The organism is Bradyrhizobium sp. (assembly GCF_047605465.1).
In the GTDB taxonomy this organism is placed as follows: domain Bacteria; phylum Pseudomonadota; class Alphaproteobacteria; order Rhizobiales; family Xanthobacteraceae; genus Bradyrhizobium.
The window spans coordinates 22,652-34,319 of record NZ_JASGFS010000068.1 but is presented as its reverse complement, the minus strand read 5'-3'; the positions used below and the strand labels follow the sequence as shown (position 1 = coordinate 34,319).

General features: G+C 66.0%; 11 protein-coding genes. 4 read left to right on the top strand and 7 right to left on the bottom strand.

Features of this window, described 5'->3' with window-relative positions; all coding sequences use genetic code 11:
• On the bottom strand, positions 1–1,261 hold a 1,261-nt coding region (locus tag QM712_RS31145; RefSeq protein WP_415026985.1), incomplete at its 3' end, for a HAMP domain-containing protein.
• Positions 1,262–1,537: 276 nt separating this feature from the next.
• Here QM712_RS31145 and QM712_RS31140 point away from each other — a divergent pair.
• Complete coding sequence (locus tag QM712_RS31140) at positions 1,538–2,044, top strand: hypothetical protein (RefSeq protein WP_415026984.1); 507 nt, start codon at positions 1,538–1,540, stop codon at positions 2,042–2,044.
• A 278-nt stretch (positions 2,045–2,322) separates the two neighbouring features.
• Entirely contained in the window at positions 2,323–2,577 is a 255-nt protein-coding gene (locus tag QM712_RS31135) for a hypothetical protein (RefSeq protein WP_415026983.1), read from the top strand.
• 23 nt (positions 2,578–2,600) lie between these two features.
• Here the strand turns inward: QM712_RS31135 and QM712_RS31130 are convergent, their stop codons facing one another.
• From QM712_RS31130 to QM712_RS31115, 4 genes are all read right to left on the bottom strand, one after another.
• A complete protein-coding gene (locus QM712_RS31130) occupies positions 2,601–2,843 on the bottom strand; it encodes a hypothetical protein (RefSeq protein WP_415026982.1) in 243 nt (80 codons plus the stop codon).
• Between the two features lie 230 nt (positions 2,844–3,073).
• Positions 3,074–3,781 (bottom strand): outer membrane protein, encoded by a 708-nt coding sequence (locus QM712_RS31125; protein ID WP_415026981.1) that lies wholly within the window; start codon positions 3,779–3,781, stop codon positions 3,074–3,076.
• 287 nt (positions 3,782–4,068) lie between these two features.
• A complete protein-coding gene (locus QM712_RS31120; protein WP_415026980.1) occupies positions 4,069–4,479 on the bottom strand; it encodes a hypothetical protein in 411 nt (136 codons plus the stop codon).
• A 208-nt stretch (positions 4,480–4,687) separates the two neighbouring features.
• Entirely contained in the window at positions 4,688–5,023 is a 336-nt protein-coding gene (locus tag QM712_RS31115; protein WP_415026979.1) for a His-rich protein BRANT, read from the bottom strand.
• Positions 5,024–5,273: 250 nt separating this feature from the next.
• Between QM712_RS31115 and QM712_RS31110 the strand changes: the two genes are divergently transcribed.
• The gene (locus tag QM712_RS31110) at positions 5,274–5,816 is read left to right on the top strand and encodes a tetratricopeptide repeat protein (protein ID WP_415026978.1); all 543 of its coding nucleotides are present in this window, start codon (positions 5,274–5,276) and stop codon (positions 5,814–5,816) included.
• A 106-nt stretch (positions 5,817–5,922) separates the two neighbouring features.
• Positions 5,923–7,308, top strand: coding sequence for a serine hydrolase domain-containing protein (locus QM712_RS31105; protein WP_415026977.1), 1,386 nt, complete (start codon positions 5,923–5,925; stop codon positions 7,306–7,308).
• On the opposite strand, the gene QM712_RS31100 is transcribed toward QM712_RS31105, so the two are convergent.
• Positions 7,298–8,863, bottom strand: a complete 1,566-nt coding sequence (locus QM712_RS31100) for a S10 family peptidase (RefSeq protein ID WP_415026976.1) — start codon at positions 8,861–8,863, stop codon at positions 7,298–7,300. The genes QM712_RS31105 and QM712_RS31100 overlap by 11 nt on opposite strands.
• A gap of 424 nt (positions 8,864–9,287) precedes the next feature.
• Entirely contained in the window at positions 9,288–11,525 is a 2,238-nt protein-coding gene (locus tag QM712_RS31095) for a caspase family protein (RefSeq protein ID WP_415026975.1), read from the bottom strand.
• Between the last annotated feature and the right edge of the window lie 143 nt (positions 11,526–11,668).

The window sequence follows — 11,668 nt, the reverse complement described above, 5'->3', positions numbered from 1 at the left end:
CGATCGTGGCGTTGAGCGCGAGCAGGTTGGTCTGGCCGGCGATGGTGTTGATCAGTTCGACGACGTCGCCGATGCGCGTGGCCGCGACCGAGAGCTCGCTGACACGCTCGGTGGTGGTGCGGGCCTGGTTGACGGCCTCGCTCGCCATCCGCGCGGATTCCTGCACCTGCCGGCTGATCTCGTTGACCGAGGAGGACAGCTCCTCCGTCGCGGTCGCGACCGACTGCACGTTGCCGGTGGCTTCGCCCGAGGCCACCGCGACGACCGAGGTGAGCTCCTGGGCGCGCTGGGCGGTGCTTGCCAGCGTCGAGGACGACGCTTCGAGCTCGGTGGAGGCGGAGCCGACCGTCTCGATGATCTCGCCGACCGCGCGCTCGAAGCCGTCGGCCAGGTTGAACATGTCGCGGCGGCGCTGCTCTGCCGCCTGCTGCTCGGCCTCGACCTGCGCCGCTTTGAGACGCTCGACCTCGATCGCGCCGGTCTTGAACACCTCGACGGTCCTGGCCATGTCGCCGACCTCGTCGTGGCGGTCCTTCTCGGGCACCTCGGTCCTGAGGTCGTTGCGGGCAAGGCCCTCCATGGCAAGCTTGAGCCGGGCGATCGGCTGCGACATCGCCTTGAGACCGATGAACAATGCGATCGCGATGCCCGCGATCAGGCCCCCAGCGCTGACGCTCATCACGGTCCAGGTCGCGGACCGGGCGTCGCGGTCGATGGCTTCCTTGCGCTTGGCAACCAGCTCGGCGGTCTTGGCCGTGAACGCGGCCGTACGGTCGAGGGCCGCGTCGATCAGGGGATCGCACTCCTTGTGCGCACGATCGGCCGCCCGGGTGTTTTCCTCAGAACTGCTTGCGGCAGCGCCGGCCTGCAGCACGGGATCGCAGCCCGCGAACGCGCCCTTCAACTGGTCGCCCAGGCTCTTGATCTCGGTGACGCGCGCGGGGTCGTCCTGCTCGGCCGCATCCAGGAACTGGCTGACCTCGCTCCGGTTCTGGTTGGCGATCTTCAGGCGATTGGCGTTGCCAGCTTCCGTGGTCTCGGTGAACACCGCGTAGAGCGCGGCATGATAGGTCTCGACGCGACGCTGGGCGCGCGTGAGGTTGAGCGCCGCCGACTGCGCGGCGGCGAGCTCGTTAAAGCCATCGACGGTCGCAAAGAGCTCGCGCATGCCGAAGCCGGCGACGGCCACCATGGCACATCCCATCACGGCCACGATCAGCGCGACCTTCCACACGATCTTCAAATTGTTCAGGAATTTCATCTCAGCCCGCCCGATGGTTTTCCGGGCCACACGACCCGAAGCAGTCCCCAGCGGCGCCATTGGAACCGGCCAACGTTAAGATTTGATACCAAATGACGCAGGTAGTCTTACGAGGAATTAGCCTTCCAGGAGGCCGCCCGTCAGGCTGGTGTCAGCTTCCGAACGGTTTTTGTGCAACGCAAAGGGTAGAAACCGGGAAAAACAGGCAGACGATTCGCCAGCAAGCTTGATTCGGCGGGACCGCTTTGCTGGAATGGAAGGCAACTGAGGTGGATCATGAAGTGGATCAACGAACGCGACGCCCTGATCGCGCAGACACTTGCCTTTGTCCAATCGGTGACCGGCAAGAAGGACGAAGCTCCCTCGCCGCCTACTGCTGCGCCGAGCGTATCGGTGGAGGTCGTCACCGTCGAAGCCGTCAGGGTGGAGGCGGTCCAAGTCGAGGCCAAGACCATCGGGGCTGAGACCGTAGACGCCAAGACGGTTGACGCCGAAACGGCCGGCGCCAAGACGCTCGAAGTCACAACGGTCGAGGTCAAAGCGGTCGAGATCGAGCCGGCTCCGGTTGCCTCGCCGCCCCGGCCAGCCTACGTGCCGTCCCCGCGCGCCGGCACCGATTTTCGCACTGAGATGCAGGGCCGTATTGCGAATTTCCGCAAACATCAGGAGCGGTTCGAGCGCGAGCGTGAGGAATATTACGCCGAGACGCTGACAAAGCTGCGCGCGGCCCTCCGAGATTCCCCGCCCCGCCCGCCGGCCGGGACGTCAACCTCAGGCGCCTAGAGCCAGGACCACGCCAACCAGAGATTGGCTGCGCAGGCACCGAACAGTGCCAGCGTCAGCGGCAGCAGCATGTGCCTGCAGGAGGTTTTCAGGTCGATCGTCATGGCCGGAAACATCCGCTGATTCCGGCGGAGGAGTCCCAGGGATTCTTTTTTTTGGGATTCAGGACTCGTTTACGACTCACGGCCTGGCGACTTGATCACGGTCCCGTGATCAGACGGTTCGCCGGAACGTCCCATCCCCCCAAGTCGTTAATCGGTTTTGTGGGAGCGGGAAGCATGCCCTACGCCCTGTTCTGCAACGACGCCCAGATCAGCAAGACCTATCCAAGCGAGGCCGACGTCTGGAAGCTCGCGCAGCGGAGCGGTCTCGTGGTCGACGTCAGCACCGACGATGCGCGCCCCGGGCCGCGCCGCGTGCTCGACAATGATTACGAGATCAAATCGTGCCGGGCCGCCCAAGGCGAAGACCCCGCCGAGAACAAGGCGGAGGCCGACCGGCAGTCCAGGATCGAGCTTCAGTTCAATTCCTGAGATCGGGCCGTGGGTCCGGTCGCTCAGGGCGTCGCGGTCGCCAGTGACGCCTGCTCACCGGTGAGCGCCACGCAGGCCTTCCGGCGATGCAGCCCCCGGATCGCCCCGGTGACCTTGAGCACCTTGCCGGACGGACAGGAGGCGTCCTTGACGAAGGCCACCTCGTAAGGTGCCAGCAGCAAAGGCTCGGATTTGAGGATTGTCTGTGCAGAGCACGGCAGCGCGACGAAAAACGAGACCACCACTACCGACGCCAAGATACGCATGTTCGTTGTCCCACCAGCCCGGGAATTTTCATATTAACGCGTTCCGGAGCGCGAGTTCCGTAAATCGCAAAAATTATTTTTGATTTACTGCGGCCCCATGACGCGCGTGAGAAGCGCCCGGGAATGTTTGCCTGCAAATGACGCGCCAATTGAGGCCGAATTGGCGACCGCCGGACAAACGAAAGGCCGGCAGAGCCGGCCTTTGTCAGATCTTGTCGCCTTTGGGCGGATCAGTAGCGCGAGGCCGACGGACCGTCCCAGCCGAAGCGGTAGTTCACACCCACCTTGACGGTATGCTCGTCCTCCCGGCCCCGGACGCCGACGATGTCGGCCGGCCCGGAGGTGAAGGTCGTGCTGCCGAAATTGTAATACTGGTACTCGGCCTTGGCCGACCAGTTGGGCGCGAACATGTATTCGAGGCCGGCGCCGACGGTGTAGCCGTCCTTGCTGTTGCCGGTCGCGGTGAAGGTCTGCGGCACGCCGGCGACGTTGACGCCAAGATTGTTGTTGCGCCAGGCGTAACCGCCCTTCGCGTACAGCAATGTCGGGCCCCAGGTGTAGCCGAGGCGGCCGGTCACCGACCCGATCTGGTCGGTGCTGGAGGTCACCTGCGTGCCCAGCGGGAACGTGACACCGTTGTTGTTGGTCGGCAGCCAGGAATACTGGGCTTCGATACCGATCACCCAGTTGGGCGCGAACTGGTAGTCGAAACCGCCCTGCACGCCGCCCATGAAGCGGGCGTCGCTCGACTGGAAGCTGCCGTCACCGGCGAACGCGCCGCCGACATGGCCGCCGATGTAGAACCCGGTCCAGTTGTAGATCACCTGGGGCGGCGTATAGGCCGGCGCCTTGGTGTAGGTGCGCGCCGGCATGTCCGCCGCCACGGCTGGCGCCGCCAACGCGATCAGCGCCACCGTACCGAGCAAAATCGTTCTCATGATCATCCCCGTTCTTTCAAATTCGACCCTCGGAAAACAACGTGGCGTGAATTTGGTTGCTTCGCGGCGGTGCCGGAACGTTGATCGTTCGCGAGTGTGACGGGACGGCAACGACGCGATTTTGTTCCGTCACATTTGCCTGTACCGACAGATTTCGTCGTCGGAGGAAGGCCTGCCGTAACGATCTGTCGCAAGGCAAAACCGCCCCGTTCAAGGCTAGCCAAAATGTGATCCAGCGGCTCCGACGGACCGTGTCGTACCACGCGGCGATGAAGGCGGGCTTTGCGCTACCGCGTCATCTTTTCCAGTTCCGGAAAGGGTGCGTAAACCGCTCCAGCACAGAGCTCGTTCGACCGCTCCACGACGCGGTCCCCACGTCCGTTGACATAGACGACGGCCCGCTCGCGCGCGCCCTTGTAGCTGCCGTCCGTCTCACGCGGGGTAAAGCGCAGGCAGCTCACGTAGAACTGGCGTCCGCCGACCTCGCGCAGCACCGGGTCGGCCATGCCGGCCTCACGCACACCGACCGGATTGTTGAGATAGGTGCGCATCAACGCGACCGCATCGCCGCGGAAATTGTCGGGAAACGGCTGAGGGCCTGCGTCCGCCATGGAGGGACGGTCGCCGCCCCCGCCAAAACATGCCGCCAGCCCCAGCGGCAGCACGAGCGCCGCCACACGTGTCGTCAATCGCCCCACAGATCGAATTCTCCGGCGTTGTGGTCCCGAAAGACGTTCTAGCCCCAAGGTTGCGCAAAGGGAATTCGCCCGCACGCCGCCCGGGACGACGCACCGGCCCGCCGTCAGCGCCGCGAGCTTTCGCGCGAGGCGTGACGAGACGGGCCGGGCCTGAGCTCCACGCGGGGCGGCGGGGCAATGCGGGAATGCCGCCTCGCGGGCTCAGCTTTTAGCTGCGCTTCTCGGTGGTCGCCGGCTTGGTGACGTCCGGCTGCGCCTTCAGCGACTTCTTCGCCGACACCTGCTTGTGGTGATGGCGGTGCGCACGCACGGCCTTGTGTTCGTCGGGCGTGACCGCGGCGTTGGCGTTCATCGCCTTGGCCTTGGAGTCCGGCTTGACGGCGGCCTCGGGCTTGGCTGCGGTGTTCGACGCCTTGGTCTGGGTCTGGTCGGCCTTGATCACCGGCGCGGTGGTGTTCGTGGTGGTCTTGCCGGTCTCGGCGGCGAAGGCCGGGGCTGCGATCACGGAAGCTGCGAGCAAGGCTGCGGAAATCGTCTTCAACATGGTTGGTCTCCTCTTGGAAGGATCTTGAGGCGGCGCCCTCTCGCCAACTCTTCGATCGTAGGTGCGAGCCTAGGGGGCGCGCACTGAACCCAGTCTGAAGCGCGTTGCCGGCTTCCGTTCATCTCGATGACAAGTTTTTCATCTGCGGCGGGGCCAATCAGCCCGGCGGCCGGGAATGTTTTGACCGTCCGGGTGTTCCGGTCTTCGGGCAATCGTGTAGGATCGCCACGTTCCATACGGGAGAATTCAGATGCGCAGACTCTCAATGCTTCTGGTGCCGGGACTCGTCGCCGTGACGCTGGCGGCCGCGCCGGTGCTGACCAGCGCCTATGCGGCCGGCAGCGACGAACCGTCGTCGCCGCCCAAGTCGGACACTTCCACCACGAAGGGCAAGAAAAAGAGCTCTTCCGTCAGCGACCCCAAATTCCTGGCCGCCTATCGCACAGCCTATACGACGATCTACGACCAACACGACTACACGAGCGCGATCGATCAGTTGAAGTCGCTCAAGCGCGACGACGTCGCCGATGTCGCCAATCTGATCGGCTATTCCTATCGCAAGCTCGGCGACTACCAGTCGTCGAAGGTCTATTACGAGCTGGCGCTGAAGGACGATCCGAACCACGTCCGCACCTGGCAGTATTACGGCCTCTGGCAACTCGAGCAGGGCAATCGCGAGCAGGCGCAATATCACCTGAGCAAGATCGCCTCGCTCGCCGGCACCGACAGCTCCGAATATCGCTCGCTCGCCGCAGCGCTCGACAAGCCGACCGGCGCGACGCTCGTCTACTGAGACATCGCACCCTCGTTTGACGCGCACGGGCACGACCTTCGGGTTGTGCCCGTTCCACTTTCTCGGCTAGCTTCTCGCACCGATCCTCCCCGCATATTGGTGCGCTATGGACAATTGGCTGCGATCCGCGATCGACTACATCGGCTCCTGGATCGAATTTCAGCAGAAGACGTTTCAACAGCCGGGCGTCCTGCTCGCATTCGTCCATCGCGGCGAAGTCGTGGCCGAACATGCCTTCGGCCTCGCCAATCTCGACACCGGCGAGAAGCTGACCCCGCGCCACCGCTTCCGCATCGCTTCGCATTCGAAGAGCTTTACGTCGGCGGGGATCATGAAGCTGCGCGAGCAGCGCGAGCTCCGGCTCGACGATCCGATCGGCGAATATGTCAGCGGCCTGCATCCGCGCGTCGCCGAGACCACGATTGCGCAGGTGCTCTCGCACACCGCCGGGCTGACGCGCGACGGCGCCGATTCCGGCCAGTTCATCGACAGCCGTCCCTATCTCAACGCGAAGGAGCTGCTCGCGGAGCTGAAGCTGCCCACCGCGATCGAGCCGGGCACGCGCTTCAAATATTCCAACCATGGCTTCGCCCTGATCGGCCTCGTCATCGAAGCCGTGACCGGAGAGCCCTACTCCGCCTGGATCAAACGCGAGATCATCGAACCCGCCGGCCTGCGCGAAACCGAGCCCAATGCGCCGCTTCCCAAGGGCGCGGCGTTCGCCCGCGGTCACACGCGACGACTGCCGCTGGGGGAACGCTGCGTGATCCCTGGCGACAATCCCGCGCATGCGATGGCGTCAGCCGCGGGCTTCGTCGCCACCGCTGCCGACACCGCCCGCTTCTTCGCCCAGCTCGCGCCCAACGCAAGGAAAAGTGTGTTGTCGGTCGCGAGCCGCCGCGAGATGACGCGCAACCATTGGCGTGTGCCGCAAAGCTTCGAGGCCCATTACGGCCTGGGCGTCAACGCCGGCAAGACCGACGGCTGGGACTGGTTCGGTCATGGCGGTGGCTTTCAGGGCTATATCTCTCGGACCTGCGCCATCCCCGACTGCGAGCTGGCCATCAGCATCCTCAGCAATTCCATCGACGGCGCCGCACCGTTCTGGATGGACGGCGCGATGCAGATCTTGCGCGTCTTCAAGACGCGCGGCGCGCCCGACCGGCGCGTGCGCGACTGGACCGGCCGCTGGTGGACGATCTGGGGTGCTAACGATTTGGTGCCGGCCGGCAACCGCGTGCTCGTCGCCAATCCGCAATTCAACAATCCGTTCATGGATGCCGCCGAGATCGAGGTGACCGGCCGCGATACCGGCAAGCTGGCCTGGGCCGCCGGCTATTCGAGCCATGGCGAGCCCGTGCGCCGCGTTCGCGACGGGCGCGGCAAGGTCAGCGACATCTGGCTGGGCGGCGCCCACATCAAGCCGGAGAACGTCGTGGCGCGGGAGATCGCGCGCAGATATCCGCCGCGGAAGCGACGGCCTACGGTCTGATCATCCGTTCGACCTCGCCACGGAACGCCTGCCGCGAGCCATCGCGCGAATAGAACATGTGGCCGCCGGGATAGACCACGAACTTCACCCGCGGCGTCGCGAAGGGCGGCAACTGGTCGAGCACCCGCTGTGATCCGAAATAGGGCGTGGCAAGATCGAACAGGCCGTGCGCGACCAGCACGTTCAGCTTCGAATCCGTCGCCAGGATCTGGCGCAGATCCGAGACCGATTGCGGCGGGTTGGTGCTGCGGCCGAAATCCCAGGCGCGTTCGACGGCGCCGTTCAGCACTTCGTAGGAGCCGTCCGGCCGCCAGTTGAGCTTACGCGTGAGAACATCGACGGCGGCGCTGGTCAACGGAGCCTGAAGCGAATCCCCCGAGGGATCGCCGAACCGGGAGCTGCCCGAATCCGGATAGGGATCAAGACCGCGCACTGAGGCATCGTAGCGGCCGGTTATCATGCCGTTCCTGCGATCGAATTCGCGGCGGAATTCGCTGACGTCGAAGCGGCCGGCGAGCCCGCGGCTCACCGTCTGATCGATGCCGGTGAGTGCCGCGACCTTGTCGGCAAGCCGGGTGGTGGCCTCCTTGTCGGCCTCGCCCTTGACGAGATCGGCCAGGAACTCGCCCCGCGCGTAAGCCTCGACATCGGCAAGGTCGGCGCGCGTGACGGGCCCCTTGGCCGCGCGCGCCACCGCGACATAGCTCGGCAGCGTCGCGACATATTGCAGGAGGCTCGTGCCGGAGAACTCGCGGAAATCCAACAGCGGCGAGACCAGGATCAATCCTTTGACGCCGACGCCCTGCTGCAGCTGCAACTGGCGCACCACCTTCGGCCCACGGATGCCGCCATAGCTCTCGCCCGCGACGTATTTGGGCGAGGTCAGCCGATCATGCTTCTCGAGCCAGCGGCGGATCACGAGCGCGATCGAATTGACGTCGCCGTCGACCGAATAGAAGCGCTTGCGCGCGTCCTCGCCGGTCGCGACGAAACGGCTGTAGCCGGTGCCGACGGGATCGATGAAGACGAGATCGGTGAAGTCGAGCCAGGTCTCGGCGTTCGGTTTGACTTCGGGCGATGCCGACGGCGACAGCGCTTCGCCGTCGAGCGGGAGCCGCCATGGCCCGGCATTGCCGAACTGCAGCCACGCCGAGGACGCACCGGGGCCACCATTGAACAGGAACGTCACCGGGCGCGTGGCACGATCGGCTCCCTCGAGCTGATAGGAGGTGTAGGCGATATCGGCCAGCGGCTCGCCCTTGTCGTCGAACACGCGGATCGAGCCGGCGGTCGCGCTGAAGGCCAGCGTGCGGCCGGGCAGATCCAGGGTCTGCCTCGTGGTCGAATCCGGCGGCAGACGGTGCTGCTCGGCGGCCGGCGGCGAGGCCTGCGATGCGTTCTGACCGCCGCCGCGTCCACCTTTCTGGCCGGCCGGGGCCGACGCCTCCGGGCGCGGCTGCGGTGGATCGTCCGCGCGCGCAAAGCCCGAGAACGCGACCGCGCATGTTGCCAGCACCAACCCGGCCCGTCGCAGTGCCGACCACCGCACCATCATGACTGCTCTCCCGCACGGCTGCGCTTGGTTGCCAGCCGATGACGGCCCGAAACCTGGCGAACAATTGCGACGCTTTGGCGAACCAAGGGCGCGCGGGCCTAGAAGCCGACGCCGAGCATCAACACGAATTCGCGACCGCACCAGGAGTTGCGACATCCGGCATCGACAGGAAGTGCGGCAACGCGGGTCGACGGACGCACGCGCGCGCCTGCTCGTTGCCCGTCATGCGCGGCGTGATGCCGGGAGGTGAATGGCTTTGCTGCCGGTCTCCGGATCCCCTGATCCGCGGCCGCCGTCACTGGCGAGGACGCAATGATCGCCACCGATACGGCCGCAACAAGCGTCAGCGAATGAAACCGGTTCATGCTCCGCTCCTTCCGTCACATCGACACCGGCCGGCCAACGCCGCCGGCGAACAAACGTTTCAGAACCCGACCCCGATCATGGTGCTGTGACCACCGCCGCCGTTCACGATGCTCGGACGCGCGACCGCCTGCTGGCGGGCACGGGGCGCGTCGTTCTCCGGCCGGGATCGCTTCGCCGGTTCGCGATCGGCCTCGCGAGCCGCCGGCTTGCGGCGCGGCTTGTCCTCGTCATCGCTCTTGCGCGAGGCGCTTGCCGCCGGCGCCGGCTCATTGGCAACGCAGACGTCTCCCTTCAGGGTTTCGTCGCTATTGCACTGGATCGGACAGACGCGCGTGGCGTGCTTGGTGAGTTCGCCGACCAGATCCTGGGTCACACTGATCTTGTCGGCCTCGACCTGCTGGCCGCCGATCGCGAAGTAGCGCGCGAGAGCGGCCCTGGTCGGATCGCTCAGCGTGCCATCGGGCTTGCCGGTGAGACAGCCGAGCCGGACCAGTTCGGTCTGCGCCGACGTGACGAGCTGCGGTGAATTGGGCAGCGTCGCCGCGCGCCTGGCGGCCTCCGCGTTGAAGCGATCGATCGCAGCGACGACGACCGGCCCGAGCCGGTCGCAGGTCACGGTCCGGGAGAATGCCTTCAGGTTGTCGATGCCGGCGCCTTCGCTGCCGCCGGCGATGATGGCGTCCAGCCTGCCCTGCTGGTCTTTGCAGGCCGCTTCTCTGGACGCGGCGAGCTCGGCGGCCTTGCGCGCGTCTTCGGCTGCACGCGCCTGCCTGTCCGCAGCCGCCTTCGCAGCTGCCGCCTCCGCGGTCGCACGATCGCGTTCGGCCTGCTCGGCCTTTTGCCGTGCCTCCAGCGCCTTGCGCTCGGCCTCTGCGGCCTTCGCCTGCCGTTCGGCTTCGGCCGCGGCCGCACGCCGCTCGTCGTCCTGACGTTTCTTCTCGGCGGCAGCAGCGGCGGCAACCGCCCTCGCCTTCTCGGCCGCCTCCGCCTCGCGCGCGCGCCGCTCGTCGTCCTCGCGCTTCCTCTGCGCGGCAAGCTCAGCCCGCTCCGCATCCGCCTTGCGCCTGGCTTCCTCGGCGGCGAGCCGGGCGGCCTCGCGTTCGGCGCGCGCCTTGTCCTCGCGCTCCTGGATCGCCTGCCGCAGGACGTCGATGCGCTGCTGCGCGGTGATCGCGAGCGGCGCATCGGGAAAGCGCCTGATGAAGCGCTGGAGCACGGGAATGTCGACGCTATCCTTGATCTTGTCCCACTCGATCTGTTCCTTCGTGGGCGGAGCGTCGCGGCTTGGCGGCGCGGCCTGCGGATAGGCTGCGACCTGTACACTGGCCGGCGGGGCTTGCGGCTGGGTGCCCAGCGCGTCCATCTGCGCACGCGCCAGCTCCGCGTAGAATCCCGTTGGATGCGTGGCCAGGAAAACCTCCCACGCCCGCCGGGTGCCGATCTTCTGCACCAGCTCGTAATCCGCCTTGACGTCGCTGACCGGCGTCTCCTGCGGCACAGCCGGCGCCGGCACCAGCGAGATCGTGCCGCCGCCGAGCGCGCCGTAGACATAGGGCTCCTGGCGGTTGGCGGTGGTCTTCAGGACCTCGTCGCGCACGCGTCCGAACGCCAGGCGAATGTCGAGGCCGGGCACCGGAAGGTTCTTGAGGATCGACGTCGTGAACGGGCTGTGCTCGCCGTCACCGTCATCCGCCGTCGAGCCGGCCTTCGCGGCGTAGGCGATCAGCGTGTCGGTCATGGTCGGCTCGACCTTGCCGAGACCGCCGCTGACCGCGCGCGTTGCAATGTTCCGCCGCTCCCGCTTCATCGTGCCGATGAAAGGGTTGTCGCGGCAGGCATCGAGAATCACGAGGCGCAGCCGCTTGGCACCATCGGCCGAGGAGACCAGCCGCTCGAGCGGAATCGCCTCGTCTTCCGCGTCGCGGTCGGACGCCAGCCGTGCGTCGACCGGAATGAGATAGTTGATGCCGCCGATCTCCAGGCCATGCCCGGCGTAATAGACCACCGCGATATCGGCCTGGTCCGCCGTGGCTTCGAACTTGCGGATGGCGCGCTTGAACTCGAGGTTGCCGACGTTGGCCAGCGTTTCGACATTGTCGAAGCCGGCGTCGCGAAACATCTTCGCGATCGAATTCGCGTCGCGCGCCGGGTTGGGCAATTGCGGCACCGACTGGTAGCTCGAATTGCCGACGACGAGCGCAACGCGCCGTTCGGCAAAGGCGCGATCCGACGCCAGGACCATCGACGAAAAGGTCCCGACGATGATCGCCAACGCTGCGGTGAGCCGCCGGATCATAAAACATTCCGCTGCGGCGAGTGGCGCGAAATAAGACGACCTGCCCGTCGCAGGTCGATGTGCGCCGCCAGCCCAAAATGAATAATTCTCCTCGGATTTTATCGTCGAGCTCGCTCGCTAGCAATGTGTCGAAACGGCTGTAC